Source organism: Pseudoalteromonas sp. J2K-J599 (genome assembly GCF_059295115.2).
In genome coordinates, this window is record NZ_CM200271.1 from 2,613,887 (window position 1) to 2,628,911 (window position 15,025).

The window sequence follows — 15,025 nt, forward strand, 5'->3', positions numbered from 1 at the left end:
AAAATTTATCACCAAATTGGAAAAAACCTAGGGCCTGTTTGTCTTTCGAGATTGAATTTGCAGCAGTACGTTTGGTATTTAGGCAAGGCAGAGCCTATGTAGTGTGGTTATTCCCCATAAATAGGCGATAACGTAGCATTAATGCCAAACATGCGCTGCCCGAAGGGTTCTGCCTAGGGGCAATTTACTCTTTGTTGCTCGGTTTTTACTTAGCCCACTAGGTTACAAACCTCGCGCCGCGATTAAATCGCCCCTAGGTTGAACAAATCTTAATCCTGAAAGATAAACAGGCCCAGACTAATTAAAATAATAACCGCACCAATGATTAGCTCTTGGCTTAATGGCTCATTGTTTAGCCAAGCTCCTAAGCCTAACGCAAAGCTAGGGGTTATGAGCGTAGTAAGTGATACCGTACTCGCATTTAGGTTTTGCAGTACATGAAAATACGCCAAAGCCCCAACTAAAGATCCAAACACACCTAGATAACCAATTGCCCACAATGATTTTGCACTCCAGTTCTGTATATGCAACTGACCATCTAATAACCACCAAGCAATAAAAAAGAGTGGGGTTACAAAAACTAAGGCACCAAATGTTGTCGCCATAGGGTGAATCGCAATTTGTACGCGCTTAATCATCACACCACTTAAGCTAAAAAAGCAAACAGCCATAAACACATAAAGTAACCCGAGCCCTTGAGTTTGCGAGTTTTGTACTTGGTTATAACTAACAAAATATAAGCCGATTAGGGCGCACGCTAACGCCACTAATTTAATCGGGCTAAATTTAGGTTCATTTAGTAATTGCTGAGCAAGCAACCCTGACAAAATAGGTGCAAGGCCAAACATAAGCGAAATAATACCCGAAGGGACTGTTTTAGCTGCCATATAGCTCAGTAACATACCGCCAAAAATACCTATACTCGAATAAAAATAAAGTAAGCACGCATTTTTGCTCCAAGGTACTCTAATGTTTGTTATGGCAACAATTAAACCACCTAAAAACAACCCCACCAGCATACGCATTAATACAGCAAGCGTTGGCGATACTGTTTCACTACTCCACACTATACCCAGTGGTGTAGTGGACCATATAAGAACCATTAAAAAATACGATACTTTTACCGGCACATGCCAATCCTTAGCGTTTTATAACGCAATCCAACGTACATAAAATTATACCCTCACCACCCTATTTTAATACTTTTAAATGCATACAAGTCCTTAATAAATACAGTTGTAAATTGTAAGTTACATTTTAATACAGCTCTTTTATTACAAAACTATTTGAGATTTGAGTAACTAGTTATATCGTGCATGTATATTAATAATAATTAAGGTAATTAAGTGCTTAAAAATAAAACAACTGGAAGCATGTTAATTGTTGCAGGCACAACTATTGGTGCAGGTATGTTGGCACTGCCAATTGCATCTGCCGGGCTTGGGTTTAGCACCGCGCTTGCATTGATAATTGCTAGCTGGTTACTAATGACCTACACCGCACTACTCATGCTAGAGCTACACCAATATGCACCACGCGATGCAACGTTAAATACGTTGGCTAAATTATGGCTTGGAAAGCGCGGACAATACATCGCGAATTTTTCGATGGTTTTTTTATTTTACGCTTTATGCGCTGCTTATATTGCAGGTGGTGGTGCACAACTTCAAGCGCGTATAAATATAGGCTTTGATGTAAATATAGCCCCACAGTTTGGCTCTGTGATCCTCGCTGTTATTATTGCAAGTGTGGTAACGCTGGGCACTAGCAAGGTAGATAAACTAAACAGAGTGTTATTTACAATAAAAATTATTGTATTAGCTAGTTTGTTTTACATGCTAACCCCTTATGTACAAGGTAAGCACTTATTAGAGATGCCTGTAAAGCAAGGATTAATCCTTTCGGCTATACCGGTTATATTTACTTCGTTTGGCTTTCATGGCTCTATTCCTTCTATTGTTAAATATGTTGGTGTAGAAATAAAAGTACTGCGCAAAGTAATGATTGCTGGAGCCGCCCTGCCTTTAGTCATTTATATTTTTTGGCAACTACTTAGCCAAGGTATTATGAGCCAAGCTGACTTACTCAACAGCCAAGGCCTTAGTGGCTTTGTATCAAGCGTGGCAAGTATTGCGCATAACCCAAGTGTGGCAACGGCCGTTAAGTTATTTGCTGATTTAGCACTTGCGACATCATTTTTAGGGGTGAGTTTAGGGTTATTTGATTTTTTTGCTGATACATTTAAAAAAGGTGACAATAAAACGGACCGAATTAAAACGGCCTTAATTACGTTTATCCCGCCGCTTGGCTTTGCATTATTTTATCCTCAAGGCTTTATTATGGCTTTAGGTTACGCTGCAATAGCACTTGTCGTACTTGCAATATTTTTGCCTGTAGCAATGGTTTATAAACAGCGTACAACATCAAGTAAAACAGGCTACAAAGTTAAAAGTGGGAATGTTGGGCTTGGCATAGCAGCTATATGTGGCATAACGATTATTGCTGCGCAGTTTATGCAAATGGCGGGGCTAATTCCTGCTATCGGTTAAAGCTTTTTGTTTTAATTTAGATAATAAAAAACCGCACATCATTAGATGTGCAGTTTTTTTATATTAACTGCGTTTATTTACAAACGTCAGCTACAGCATTTGAAAAGTATTCAATATTTGACTGGCTAACACCTGCAACATTTACGCGGCTAGAACCTACAATGTAAATACCATATTCTTTTTGTAGGCGAGCAATTTGCTCTTTATTAATACCTAAGAAAGAAAACATACCGTTTTGGCGTTCAATAAATGAGAAGTCTTGCGCAATATCTTTAGTTGCTAAGCTTTCTTTAATTAAGCTACGTAAGCCATTTATGCGGCTACGCATTTCATCAAGCTCAGAGTGCCATAATTGTGTAAGCTCTGTACTGCTTAAAATAGTATTAACAATATCAGCACCATGCGCTGGCGGCATTGAGTAAATACTACGTACAACGCTTAGCATTACAGAGTTTGAAATATCTGCTGTTGCGCTATCTTTTGCAATTAGTGAACATGCACCAATACGCTCGCGGTATAAGCCAAAGTTTTTAGAACATGAAGAACAAATAATTAGCTCTTCTACTGCATCGGCTAAAATACGTAAGCCACGTGCATCTTCTTCAAGTGAGGCACCAAAGCCTTGGTACGCAATATCAACAAGTGGTGTAAAGCCAACTTCTTTTGCCAGTTCGGCAACCGTGTTCCACTGTGTTTCGTTTAAATCCATACCGCTTGGGTTATGACAACATGCATGCAGTAAAACCACATCACCTTTAGGCACTTGTTTAAGTGTGTTGATCATTTCATCAAACAATAAATCTTTATTTTCGTAATCGTAATATGGGTATTCTTTTACTGTTAAGCCTGCAGCTTCAAACAAGCTAATATGGTTAGCCCATGTTGGGTTAGTTACCCAAACAGTTGCGTCTGTATTACAACGCTTAATAAATTCAGCTGCAACACGAAGTGCACCCGTACCACCAGGAGCTTGCGCAGTACGTACGCGGTTAGCTAGTAATACTTGATGCTCACCTAATAGTAACTGCTCCATTTTTTGGCAGTAATCTAAATTACCCGCTAAACCAATGTAAGATTTGCTCATTTCGTTTTCAAGACGAAACGCTTCAGCTTTTTTAACCGCTTTAAGAACCGGTGTATTGCCTTGCTCATCTTTGTAGACACCTACACCTAAATCAATTTTATTAGGGTTTGTATCTTGTTTATAGGCCGCCATAAGGCCAAGAATAGGATCTGTTGGTAATGGTTTTAATACTGAGAACATTGGCTATCTCTTATCGTTATTTAGGGGTTAGCTGTTAAGCTAAGCTTAACATAAAAGCACATCATATTGACTAGCGTTATTTACACTAGAAAGTGAGGAATTTTAATACAACATGCAATTAAAACGGCAAGTGTCTTTTCATCAAAAAAATCATTTTTAAAAGCTTCAGCATCTACAATACCAACACATTCATTTTGTGCATTAAATAAAGGTAGGCAGGTTTCTGATTTAACTTTAGGATCGCATGTGTAGTATTCACCACCTTGTGATAAATACGCCTCAACGTTATTAATAATGCGGCCCTTGTGAGATAGCGCAACCTGTACGTTGTTACTGCCAGCTGCAAATGCTTGCGTTAAAGGAAACAACGGACGACTAGGCGCTCCATGATAAGCCAATTTTAATAGTTGATTACCTTCAGGGGTATTAGTTGATTGATAAATACCATACCAATCAACGCCCGTTTGCTGCTCAATGTAGCTTACAATACTTTGTAAATTAGCCAGCTTAAACTGTGTTTGCTCATCATTTTTAATATAATCAGTTAATTTGAATGGCTCATCTTGTAGGTAACCAAATAAACTACACGCACCGCCCTCGCCAAGCTCAGGTATTTGATACTCCCAACATACATCAGGCAAAGCTGTGTTTGCTAAATGTAGCTCAAGCTTTTCAAGCTCTGTTGAAATCAAAGCTGGATTAGCACTTAGTTGTGCTTTTTTTAGGTAAGAAGAAATCATTTGGCCATCCATACATCTAAAGTTTCGAGAATAATAGCATGGATATTTTTGCAGAGCTAGCTCAACTTGTAGCACATTTCAACTTGGTTACCGCTGGCGTTATAAGTTACCTTTTCGGCTATTTCTTCTAGTAAAGACACCCCTCTACCAAATTCATTATTAACCTTTGCCAACTCATCGTGCTTACTACTAAACCCTCGGCCTGAATCACAAATAATGAAATATAAACTGAGCGTGTCGGGGCAATAGCGCATATCAATAATAATCATCGCATCTGTAAGTTTAGCAAGAGCTGCCTCTCTTAGTTCGTAATATCGAAAAAAGCCGTCTTCTTGTTTTTTAATCTCTGAGTTAAGCCCTAGTACACCATGATCAAGCGCATTGTTATAAGCCTCAGACAACAGTAAAAATATATTAGAACGATGGGCATTTAGCCCCCCAACACTGCTTAAAATATTAACAACGTCGTAAACGGGGTCTGTTTTTTTTATTTGCTCTGAGTTTAAACTTAAAGATAAATTAAACGCTAAAGTAGAGAATGCTTCTCGCTCTTGCTCCTCAGGAACTAAAGGCAGGCAGTTTAGTAAAACAATGCTTAAATCATCTTGCTGTTTAGTGCCATCTGCAAACTTAGTAACGTCACCCACTATATCTTCGCTACTAATCATCGATTTACTTTTTAAGGTTTGTAAAAAACGCTCTTCCCCAAAAAATGTATCTTCTTTGTTTGCTGTTTCTATAATACCGTCGGTTGCTAATACTAGGCGTGTATTACTATTTGTTTCAAAGTGAATAACTTCATATTCAAATTCTTGATCGTCTAAAATCCCCAGCGCCATATGTTGCGACTCTAATGTTTGTTTTACATTACCGTCTTTATCTATTAGGTACGCATCTGGCAGGCCGCCCATCCATGCAGAAATACTTTTACCGGATGCACTAAGCTCGATAATGGTTGCAGCACAAAACATGTGTCCAGGTAGGAGATTGTAAAGCAGTGTATTTAGCTCACAGGCAATGTCATTAATAGCCATGCCTTTTTGTACCATAGTATAAAAAACACGAGAGATAGGTAATGCACCAATAGCTGCCGCTAAGCCGTGTCCTGTAAAGTCTCCCAACATGCAATACAGATTGCCTATTGGACTTTGCGCCACTAAAAACATATCGCCGTTAAACATAGACGCCGGCGATAAATTAAAATCGAGGTACTCTTTAAACTTGCCTTGGTTCTCTAATGAGTTATTAAAAATATGCTCAATTATTTCGTGTTCACGTTCAATTTGATTGTGATGATATTCAAGCAGCTTTTTTTGTTGATTTGATTTTTTACTCAACTCTCTGGTGCGGCTATGTGCTTTAATTTTTGCATGCAAAATAACTTTTTCAAATGGTTTATGAATAAAGTCATCGCCACCTACCGCGAGGCACCGCTCAAAACTTGCTTGATCTTCTAAGGAGGTTATAAAAATAATCGGTAAGTAAACTTCACTATACTGCTGCTTTATTTTTTCAGCGGTTTCAAAACCATCCATTACGGGCATTAAAACATCAAGTAGAACAATGTCTATTTGCTCTCTTTTAAGTACATTAAGTGCATCTAGCCCATTGTAAGCCACTGAAATTTTGTAACCTTCCTGCTCAAGCATTTTACTTAGTAAAATGCGATTGAGCGCCTGATCGTCAACAATCAACACATGTATCATTAGCTAATATCAAACTTTTTATCAAAACGTGAAATTTGTAGGATTTTTCTAAGCTGAGGCTGGCAATTACTTATTTCGATGGTTTTTACTTGGCTATCAATGGTTTTTTTCATGTTAAGTAACATGCCAAGTGCTGAACTATCCATATAATCAGTCTCTCTTAAATCGATAATAACCTTTACTGTTTTTTCGCTCATTTGAGCATAAGCTTGGCGAAAAGATTGCACTAAATTAAAATCAAACTTACCTTTAATTTGTATTGTTAATGTAGTGCCATCGACTGATTCAGTCTTAGTTAAACTCATAGTAAACTCCAATAATATTTCCTTTGAACTAAATATAACCTGTTAAAAGTATTTAGCAAAAAGAAAAACACACAACTTCAAATTTGCTATCATTTACACCAGCATTTAATTCATTTTTATCCACAAAGGTAAGGTATGAGTGATAGTCACTTAGTATATTCAACCAGTACGGGTCGCATTGACCAGCCGAAACCAGAAAAAGAGTTGCACGCTAAACTTTTTAAAGATGGTTTTATTCGCATTGAGCGTCAAACAAAAGGGCGTAAAGGCAAAGGCGTAATGCTAGTTGTTGGCATTGATCCAAAAGATCACGATTTAAAAAAGTTAGCTAAAACTATAAAAAGCAAAATGGGCCAAGGCGGCGCAGTAAAAGAAGGCATTATTGAAGTACAAGGTGATGACCGAGATAAACTAAAAGGCATTTTAGAAGCGTTAAAATTTAAAGTTAAAATTGCGGGTGGTTAACCCGCAATTTTATTAACTTGTTACTTCGCTATTTGCGAGTTCATTTAACCTTTCATACAAATTCGTTAGTTCGTGCTCAGCAATTGGCTTACTAAAATAATAGCCTTGCACAATGAAGCAATTATTATTTTGTAAAAACTGCATCTGCTCTATTGTCTCAACCCCTTCTGCTACCACGTCTAGCTTTAACTTTTGCGCCATGGCAATAATAGCTGCAGTGATTTCCATATCATTTGTATCCTCTGGGATATCTTTTACAAATGAACGGTCAATTTTCAATATATCAACCGGGAATCGTTTTAAGTAACTGAGCGATGAATAACCTGTACCAAAGTCATCAATAGAAATAGATATACCTAATGCTTTAAGCTCGTGCAATTGTGTAATGGCTGCCTCTACATTACCCATTAGCATGCTTTCGGTCAGCTCTAAATGAAGGCGCTTTGCTGAAACACCCGACTTAACTATCATTTTGCTCAGTGTTGTAACTAAGCTAGAGTCTTTAAACTGGCGGGCCGATAAGTTTATCGATATATTATTTTCTAGACCTTGTTCTGCCAATCTTACGGCAAAATCACAAGACTCTTGAAGCACCCATTCACCTAATTCAACTATAAGGCCTGTCGCTTCTGCAATAGGAATAAATTTATCGGGAGGGATTGCGCCTTCAGTTGGGTGGAACCATCTTAATAACGCTTCATAACCAACGACCTGATGAGTACGGCTATCAACTTGAGGTTGGTAGTAAACTACAAATTGCTTTTCTTTGAGCCCTATACGTAACTCATTTTCAATAAATAAACGCTCATTTGCGGCCGCATTTAATTCTTGGCTATAAAAGTGGAAGGTATTACGTCCTTTTGCTTTTGCCTCATACATTGCCAAATCAGCATGTTTGAGTAACTGATCTTCCTCTAAGCTATCGTAAGGAGCCATAGTTATACCAATACTTGCACTGACAATAACTTCATTGCTACCTAGTTTTATAGGCACATTCAGTGTTTTTTGAATTGTATTGGCAACATCAGCCGCGTGAGCTTGGCTTTCTATACCACTGAGCAACACTGCAAATTCATCACCACCTAAGCGCGCTATGGTGTCCTCGGCTCGTAAACGTTTTTTAAGTCTGTTTGCCACTTCAATTAATAATTGATCGCCAGCATCGTGCCCTAATGTGTCGTTAATACGCTTAAATTCGTCTAAATCAAAGTAAAACAAAGCAAATGCATAATGTCCGCGCTCTGCTAATGCCATTGATTTACGCAATTGCATTCTAAAAAATGTTCTGTTGGCAAGTCCCGTAAGGGTGTCAAAGTAAGCCAATTGTTCCATTTTACGCTGGCTTTCTTTTACAAACGAAATATCTTGTGCTGATGCTACATAACTGGTTATTTCACCGCCCTCTTCACGAATTGGCGAAACACTTAAAGACACCCAAATTGGCTCTTTGTTTAAACCAGCTATTAATGTGTCCCCGCGCCAGTAATTACGGCTGCGTAAATCTATGTCTATATCTTCAATTAAAATAGACATTTCTGAGGCAATAATATTAAGTAATGGTGCTCTATTAAAATGGCTTTCTGGATAGCCTGTCATTTCGAGCATTTTGGGGTTTACGTACTCAATGACAAAATTTTCATCGGTGATCACAACCCCAGTGCCCGAGAACGCGACCGCTTTAGATAAACGATTAGCTGCTTTTTCAGCAATTTCTTTTTCTGTAATTCTTTGGTTTAAACCATCAATAAGTTTGCGGATTTCTACCGTCATGTCTCTAAATGAGCCATTAAGGGTACCAATTTCATCTTTGTTTTCTGGCGGAAACTCTGTTGTTAGCTGACCTTTACCAAAGCTTGTTACTGCATAAACTAAAGTATGTAAACGGCGAAGCACTAGTTGATAAAGCGCCTGATGCAGCAATAAGGCAACTAATATTGCGTATAAAATAAAGAGTCCAAAAAACTTCAGTTTTAAATCTTGTAACGCAGATAACGTTGATGAACGTTTTTTATAAACCCCTATGTACCAATCTAAATCATCAATTTTACGGATATTAATAATGTGAGCTTCATCATTTTGTTCAAATGAATTGGCGTATTCTGGTAACTTCACCGCAATTGCATCGTCAATAATTGACTGCAGTTCTGGGTTTACAAATTCGTTAGTAGCGAGTGCTTTATTGTCACTACCGTAGTCAGCTAATAATGCGGGGTTTAGATTGGGATGGGCTAACAATTGCCCTTTACTATCAAATACAAGTAAGTGTTTTTCTTTATCGCCAACAGGTAAAAATGAAATAAGTTTGTTAAGGGAAATATCGCTTCCCGTTACACCTAAAAACTCGTTATCAACATACACCGGCACTAGTAAGCTAATAACCCACTTTCGCCATACTGTATCGTAATAAACTTTTGACCATGCAGGCTCTCGCTCTGACCCCAACATACTTTTAATATATTTATACGTTGTTCCTTGCGTAACTCTAAACTCGGCTGGTGCATTTAATGCCCAGTTTGGAGGAGAAACACGAATGAAATCGTCATCGGTAATTAAATAAAAGTTAAAAAAGTCGTGTACCAGAGTCGGAGAAATTATACGCCATAACATTTCAGAATCATTAAATAGGCGTTTATAAAAGGGAGAGTAATTTTGCTGTGGTAAAAATGCTGCTGACAATCCATCAGCCGAGGCACTTCGAATGGTACCATCGCTATTAAACTGTAACTGTGATTTATTACCTAAATTAATTGGTGAATTAGATTGAAAAAGCTGCTCTGTTACTACGTTATTAGCTTGCTGAGCAATATTTATTTTTGTTTTAATACGCTCATTAAACTGCTTCACTAATAAATCTGTAGAGCTTTTTAACACCTCATGTTCTTCAAAAACAAGTTGTTTCTCTTCAGATTTAAGCATTAAGGCAGCCGCACATACCCCTGCTATTAAACAAATAGCAGATATAAGCAGTGAAAGTTTTACACTTAAAGAATTCAATCCAAAACGAGATGGAGGCCGTCTGTAAACCACGGGTCAACCTTAATTATTAATAATTGTTATTATTTGAACCAGTTAACGAAATATACCAGATCCGCATTCATATTTATAAATTATTTGTAAAGTTTCTATAATAACCACCTAAGGTAAATAAATAGTACCCTAAGCTTATTTAGATCTTTATTGACATTGTTGGCAACTCTCCATACATTAACCGTATGAACATATTTATCTCTCGCACTTTTTTTTCGTTTTTTAGCTTCTTTATATAGAAGAGGCTTCCCTGTTTGTGAGATAAAATCAATCGAATAGTAAAGCCTCCCAACCGGGAGGCTTTTTTGTTTTTGCTGTGTAATAACAGCCTACTTTTGGAATGAGGATACCAAAATGACAAATGATGTATTAAATGCACTAAGACACGATATAAATGAAATAGACTCCGACTTACTCGTGTTATTAGCTAAACGCCGTCGCATTAGCCACGGTGTGGTTGAATATAAAATCGCCAACAACAAGCCAATTCGCGATGAAGCACGTGAACTCGCGCTTCTAGAAAAATTAATTGGTTATGGTAAGTCACTGGGTTTAGATGCTTACTACGTAAATAATGTGTTTCAAACTATTTTGGAAGATTCAGTTTTACACCAACAAGCAATGTTACAAAAAAACCTTAATCCAGACGCACTGAGTGAAACACACCGTGTAACTTACTTAGGTGGTCAAGGTTCTTATAGCCAGCTTGCATGTCATAAATACTTTAGCCGCCGCCCTGGTAAATTAATTGAAATTGGCTGTACATCGTTTGACGAAATAACAGGTAAAGTAGAAAACGGCCAAGCTGATTTTGGTTTATTACCGATTGAAAACACAAGCTCTGGTAGCATTAACGAAGTATTTGACTTATTACAGCACGCACAAGTCTCTATTGTTGGAGAAGTCACTCACAGTGTAGAGCATTGCTTACTCGCAAACCCTGATACTGAACTTAGCCAACTAACAAAAGTATTTGCACATCCACAACCATTTGCACAGTGCAGCCGTTTTTTGCAAGGCTTGGGTGATTTGCAACACGAAACTTGTGACTCTACATCAAGCGCATTACAATCAGCTCTGAACACACCAAATAGTGCTGCAATTGGCTCTGCACAAGCAGGAAAAAATGTCGGCCTTGAAGTCATCAAATCAAATCTTGCTAATCAAAGCGAAAACCATAGCCGCTTTATTGTTGTTGCGCGTAAACCTCTGCAAGTGTCTAACCAAATTCCAACTAAAACTAGTTTAATCATGTCGACAAAACAGCAAGCGGGCTCACTAGCCGATGCGTTGATGATTTTTAAACAGCATAAGATTAATTTAGTAAAACTTGAGTCGCGCCCAACTCCGGGCAATCCGTGGGAAGAAGTATTTTATGTGGATCTTGAAGCAAACTTAGCTGATAGCCAAGTAAAAGAAGCGCTAGAAGAACTTAAAGAACACACCCAATATGTGCGTATTTTAGGCTGCTATCAAAGCGAGTCATTACAGGCTGTAAGCGTTAATACCTAATACACACTTTCATAATTAAAAAGGGCCGATATCGGCCCTTTTTAGCAAAAAGTGACAAGTATTAGTCTAAAACTTTTGAATCATTCGCTTTATTTAATAAGCTTCGGCTTTGTGTTAAAAAGTGCTCTGTTGAGTCAGAAAAGTAAACTTTCGCCTGTGCAAAAGAATCAATAAGCGCTGCTTTATCTCCTGCTTTTAATTTTTCCAATGTACTTGCAAAAGTGTCTTGGTACTGTGCGAGTAGGCTCTCTACATCATCGAATTGCGCTAACATAATATCTGAGTACAACTCCGGCGACTGCGCAAATAAACGCCCTACCATCATCAGCTCTAATTGATATATAGGTGACGAGCAACTACGTAACTCTTCTAATGTATGACTTTGTTTTGCTAAAAACTGTCCGTACACAAATGTTGTTAAATGGCGCATTACCTGAATAATTTGCATTGCTTCGTCGTGTTTTTTAGCATCAAGCTCAACAAGCTGACAACCCCATACTTGTAACTGCTGTAACAAGCCTTTTGCCGCTTGGTGCTCTCGCCCTTCACATACAACGACTGTTTGTTTTACCCAGTGTGATATGTCAGGGCCAAACATAGGATGCAAACCAACCACAGGGCCACTGTGCGCAGCTTTTAGTGCTTTAATAGGCGATTGCTTTACCGATGTAATATCAACTAGTAAACAGTCATCATCTAGTTTAGGTAACTTAGCAACTACTTCGTCCAATGCATTAATTGGTACGCTAATCATTACTAGCTTGGCACCTTTTAAAATATTTTGCGCATCGTTTTGCTGATCTTTATCTAAAACTTTAACTTCGTAACCTGAGCGAATAAACTGCTGAGCAAATAGCTGCCCCATAGCACCTTGGCCACCTACAATAACAATTGGCGAAAGTTCTGGCGCTGCACATGCAAGTTTTGCTTGTTGGTTTTGATAGGCTTCTCGCATCATGCGTCTTAGTATATCTTCAACGAGATCGGGGCTTACATTTTGATTTATTGCTTCTTGTCTTCTTGCCGCTAATAGCTCTGCTTCACGATTAGGAGCATGTAAAGGCGCGCCTGTTTGTTGTTTTATCTCACCAATTTTTTGCGTAATACCATTACGTTTAGCAAGTAAGGCAACAAGCTGTGCGTCGCATTCATCGATACCTTCTCTCAGCTGTGCTAAATCACTTATGTCAGCCACGTTCATACCACCTTAAAAAACAAATAACGTAAATATAAATTTACATAAAAGTAAACTAATCAATACGATAAATACTAACAGGATCAGCTAACTGATAAAAGGCTAAAGCTTAAATTTTACTAATGAGGAAATAAGAATTGAGAATTGAGAAAATAATATTCTAAAACCAAAACGGGTTGCAACCCGAAGGATGCAACCCGTTTTTTTGCGTTGATAAACAGCGCGTATTAGTTAAGTTTTTCTCTAATACGTGCAGATTTACCAGAACGCTCACGTAGGTAGTAAAGCTTAGCACGGCGAACTGCACCGCGACGCTTAACTGCTACGCTATCAATAAGAGGGCTGTGCGTTTGGAATACACGCTCAACACCTTCACCGTTCGAAATTTTACGAACTGTGAATGCTGAGTGAAGACCACGATTACGCTTAGCGATTACAACACCTTCAAAGGCCTGTAGACGCTCTTTAGCACCTTCTTTTACTTTTACCTGTACAACCACTGTATCACCAGGGCCAAATGCAGGTACGTCTGTTTTAAGCTGCTCATCTTCAAGCGCTTTAATAATATTTTGGTTTACTTTTGCCATTATGTTTCTCACTTTCCTAGGTGTAACTGTCTTCTAGCCACAAGCTTTTTGGTACTCTTGCTGAAATTCTGCGAGTAATACCGCTTGCTCCTCAGTCAGAGCTAGGTTATGCAACAAGTCAGGACGTCGTAACCAAGTTCTACCTAATGACTGCTTAAGCCGCCACTTTGCTATCTCTTGGTGGTTTCCACTGAGTAATACAGCAGGAACCTGTTTGTCGTCCAATGTTTCTGGTCGTGTATAGTGTGGACAATCTAACAAGCCATCCGAAAACGAATCTTGTTCTGCTGACTGGTTATGACCTAACACACCTGGCACTAATCGCGCTACTGCGTCAATTAATGTCATGGCAGGTAGTTCACCACCACTCAAAATAAAATCACCAATTGACCATTCTTCGTCAACATATGATTCTATTATTCTCTCATCTATACCTTCATAGCGACCGGCAATCAAAATCAGTTTATTAGAGTTAGCGAGTTCGCTAGCGCCCTGCTGATCAAGTTTGCGCCCTTGCGGGGACATATAAATTACTTTAGCGCCATCACCAGCTGCTTTTTTAGCTTCGGCAATCGCTTTTTTTAATGGCTCAACCATCATTAACATACCTGGTCCGCCCCCGTAAGGGCGGTCATCTACGGTTCTATGCTTATCTAAAGCGTAGTCTCGCGGATTCCAACAGTTAAAATCAATTAAACCATTTTTTACTGCGCGACCGGTAACACCTTGGTCTGTAATAGCGTCAAACATGTCTGGAAAAAGGCTTATAACCCCTACCCATAATGAACTAGTTTGCGTCATTAAAACCCTGGATCCCAATCTACGGTAATTTCTCTTGCGTCGTATTTAACTTCTTTAATAACTGAATCAGTTAAAAAAGGAATCAAACGTTCAGCTTGACCAAATGCGTCTTTACTGTTTGCTTTCACAACTAGTACGTCATTTGACCCTGTCTCCATAAGGTCATCAACAATGCCTAAGCTATAACCTTTATCGGTTACAACAGACATGCCAATGAGATCTCGCCAATAGAACTCACCTTGCGGAAGTTCTGGTAAATGCGCTGCATCCATTGAGATTTCAGCATGGGTATAAGCCATTGCTTCGTCTCGGTCGTTTATCTGCGCAAATTTAGCGATAAAGCCTTTGTTGTGGCGACGCCAGTCGACCACTTCTAAGGACTGCCATTTACCTTGCTGCCCTATCAACCACGGGCTGAAATCGAAGATCCCTACGGGATCATCAGTAAATGAATGTACCTTAAGCCAGCCCTTTATACCATATGGGGCACCGAGCTTTCCTACGACAATTATTGATGAGGTGTTCTCTTGACTCATGGTTACACTTACGCCTATTAAGCCGCTTTACGAGCGTCTTTTACTAACTTAGCTACGCGATCTGAAAGAGATGCGCCCTGACCTACCCAGTGTTCAACACGTGGTAAATCTAAACGAATTTTTTCTTCTTGACCTGAAGCAATTGGGTTAAAAAAGCCTACTTTCTCGATGAAGCGACCGTCACGCGAGAAACGGCTATCCGCAACCACAATTTGATAGAAAGGGCGTTTTTTAGCGCCACCACGTTGCAAACGAATAGTTACCATACCGTCCTCTATAAAGATTGACTGTTTTCATTAATAAGATTTACTCCCCAGAATGGGGAGCTGGGGAATTGT

General features: G+C 38.8%; 14 protein-coding genes and 1 other annotated feature. Of the genes, 3 read left to right on the forward strand and 11 right to left on the reverse strand.

All coding sequences use genetic code 11. The features are described 5' to 3' along the window. Window positions 1–269: 269 nt before the first annotated feature. Complete coding sequence (locus AC5NT5_RS11915; RefSeq protein WP_290174457.1) at window positions 270–1,130, reverse strand: DMT family transporter; 861 nt, start codon at window positions 1,128–1,130, stop codon at window positions 270–272. Between the two features lie 216 nt (window positions 1,131–1,346). On the opposite strand from AC5NT5_RS11915, the gene AC5NT5_RS11920 reads away from it, so the two are divergent. Then, entirely contained in the window at window positions 1,347–2,549 is a 1,203-nt protein-coding gene (locus AC5NT5_RS11920) for an aromatic amino acid transport family protein (RefSeq protein ID WP_494514043.1), read from the forward strand. Window positions 2,550–2,622: 73 nt separating this feature from the next. Here the strand turns inward: AC5NT5_RS11920 and AC5NT5_RS11925 are convergent, their stop codons facing one another. The 4 genes from AC5NT5_RS11925 to AC5NT5_RS11940 all read right to left on the reverse strand — a co-directional run bounded on the left by AC5NT5_RS11925 (window position 2,623) and on the right by AC5NT5_RS11940 (window position 6,564). Then, window positions 2,623–3,813 carry an amino acid aminotransferase gene (locus AC5NT5_RS11925; protein ID WP_494514042.1) on the reverse strand — a complete coding sequence of 397 codons (1,191 nt, stop codon included), beginning with the start codon at window positions 3,811–3,813 and terminating at the stop codon, window positions 2,623–2,625. 80 nt (window positions 3,814–3,893) lie between these two features. After that, window positions 3,894–4,553, reverse strand: a complete 660-nt coding sequence (locus tag AC5NT5_RS11930; RefSeq protein WP_494514041.1) for a GAF domain-containing protein — start codon at window positions 4,551–4,553, stop codon at window positions 3,894–3,896. Window positions 4,554–4,609: 56 nt separating this feature from the next. Further along, on the reverse strand, window positions 4,610–6,259 hold the full coding sequence (locus tag AC5NT5_RS11935) for a SpoIIE family protein phosphatase (RefSeq protein WP_494514040.1): 1,650 nt from the start codon (window positions 6,257–6,259) through the stop codon (window positions 4,610–4,612). Further along, entirely contained in the window at window positions 6,259–6,564 is a 306-nt protein-coding gene (locus AC5NT5_RS11940; RefSeq protein ID WP_494514039.1) for an STAS domain-containing protein, read from the reverse strand. The genes AC5NT5_RS11935 and AC5NT5_RS11940 overlap by 1 nt, the downstream gene beginning before the upstream one ends. Window positions 6,565–6,699: 135 nt before the next feature. On the opposite strand from AC5NT5_RS11940, the gene AC5NT5_RS11945 reads away from it, so the two are divergent. Beyond that, window positions 6,700–7,029, forward strand: a complete 330-nt coding sequence (locus tag AC5NT5_RS11945) for an SUI1 family translation initiation factor (RefSeq protein WP_002962947.1) — start codon at window positions 6,700–6,702, stop codon at window positions 7,027–7,029. A 12-nt stretch (window positions 7,030–7,041) separates the two neighbouring features. On the opposite strand, the gene AC5NT5_RS11950 is transcribed toward AC5NT5_RS11945, so the two are convergent. Then, window positions 7,042–10,056 carry a bifunctional diguanylate cyclase/phosphodiesterase gene (locus AC5NT5_RS11950; RefSeq protein ID WP_494514038.1) on the reverse strand — a complete coding sequence of 1,005 codons (3,015 nt, stop codon included), beginning with the start codon at window positions 10,054–10,056 and terminating at the stop codon, window positions 7,042–7,044. 192 nt (window positions 10,057–10,248) lie between these two features. Then, window positions 10,249–10,366: a sequence feature (Phe leader region), on the forward strand. 44 nt (window positions 10,367–10,410) lie between these two features. Here AC5NT5_RS11950 and AC5NT5_RS11955 point away from each other — a divergent pair. Next, window positions 10,411–11,568: a chorismate mutase gene (locus tag AC5NT5_RS11955; RefSeq protein WP_002962945.1), complete on the forward strand. Its 1,158-nt coding sequence runs from the start codon at window positions 10,411–10,413 to the stop codon at window positions 11,566–11,568. A 61-nt stretch (window positions 11,569–11,629) separates the two neighbouring features. Here the strand turns inward: AC5NT5_RS11955 and tyrA are convergent, their stop codons facing one another. The 5 genes from tyrA to rpsP all read right to left on the reverse strand — a co-directional run bounded on the left by tyrA (window position 11,630) and on the right by rpsP (window position 14,953). Then, window positions 11,630–12,763, reverse strand: a complete 1,134-nt coding sequence (gene tyrA, locus AC5NT5_RS11960; RefSeq protein WP_182682004.1) for a bifunctional chorismate mutase/prephenate dehydrogenase — start codon at window positions 12,761–12,763, stop codon at window positions 11,630–11,632. 227 nt (window positions 12,764–12,990) lie between these two features. Beyond that, window positions 12,991–13,350, reverse strand: a complete 360-nt coding sequence (gene rplS, locus AC5NT5_RS11965; protein ID WP_002962189.1) for a 50S ribosomal protein L19 — start codon at window positions 13,348–13,350, stop codon at window positions 12,991–12,993. A gap of 33 nt (window positions 13,351–13,383) precedes the next feature. Next, window positions 13,384–14,151, reverse strand: coding sequence for a tRNA (guanosine(37)-N1)-methyltransferase TrmD (gene trmD / locus AC5NT5_RS11970; RefSeq protein WP_002962190.1), 768 nt, complete (start codon window positions 14,149–14,151; stop codon window positions 13,384–13,386). Continuing rightward, on the reverse strand, window positions 14,151–14,687 hold the full coding sequence (gene rimM / locus AC5NT5_RS11975) for a ribosome maturation factor RimM (RefSeq protein ID WP_024596584.1): 537 nt from the start codon (window positions 14,685–14,687) through the stop codon (window positions 14,151–14,153). The genes trmD and rimM overlap by 1 nt, the downstream gene beginning before the upstream one ends. Window positions 14,688–14,704: 17 nt before the next feature. After that, on the reverse strand, window positions 14,705–14,953 hold the full coding sequence (rpsP, locus tag AC5NT5_RS11980) for a 30S ribosomal protein S16 (RefSeq protein ID WP_002962192.1): 249 nt from the start codon (window positions 14,951–14,953) through the stop codon (window positions 14,705–14,707). Window positions 14,954–15,025: the final 72 nt, after the last annotated feature.

Bases quoted from the DNA above. Each gene is read 5' to 3' on its own strand.
- AC5NT5_RS11925 (WP_494514042.1), bottom strand. From the start codon at position 3,813: ATGTTCTCAGTATTAAAACCATTACCAACAGATCCTATTCTTGGCCTT.
- AC5NT5_RS11930 (WP_494514041.1), bottom strand. From the start codon at position 4,553: ATGATTTCTTCTTACCTAAAAAAAGCACAACTAAGTGCTAATCCAGCT.
- AC5NT5_RS11935 (WP_494514040.1), bottom strand. From the start codon at position 6,259: ATGATACATGTGTTGATTGTTGACGATCAGGCGCTCAATCGCATTTTA.
- AC5NT5_RS11940 (WP_494514039.1), bottom strand. From the start codon at position 6,564: ATGAGTTTAACTAAGACTGAATCAGTCGATGGCACTACATTAACAATA.
- AC5NT5_RS11945 (WP_002962947.1), top strand. From the start codon at position 6,700: ATGAGTGATAGTCACTTAGTATATTCAACCAGTACGGGTCGCATTGAC.
- AC5NT5_RS11955 (WP_002962945.1), top strand. From the start codon at position 10,411: ATGACAAATGATGTATTAAATGCACTAAGACACGATATAAATGAAATA.
- rplS (WP_002962189.1), bottom strand. From the start codon at position 13,350: ATGGCAAAAGTAAACCAAAATATTATTAAAGCGCTTGAAGATGAGCAG.
- trmD (WP_002962190.1), bottom strand. From the start codon at position 14,151: ATGACGCAAACTAGTTCATTATGGGTAGGGGTTATAAGCCTTTTTCCA.
- rimM (WP_024596584.1), bottom strand. From the start codon at position 14,687: ATGAGTCAAGAGAACACCTCATCAATAATTGTCGTAGGAAAGCTCGGT.
- rpsP (WP_002962192.1), bottom strand. From the start codon at position 14,953: ATGGTAACTATTCGTTTGCAACGTGGTGGCGCTAAAAAACGCCCTTTC.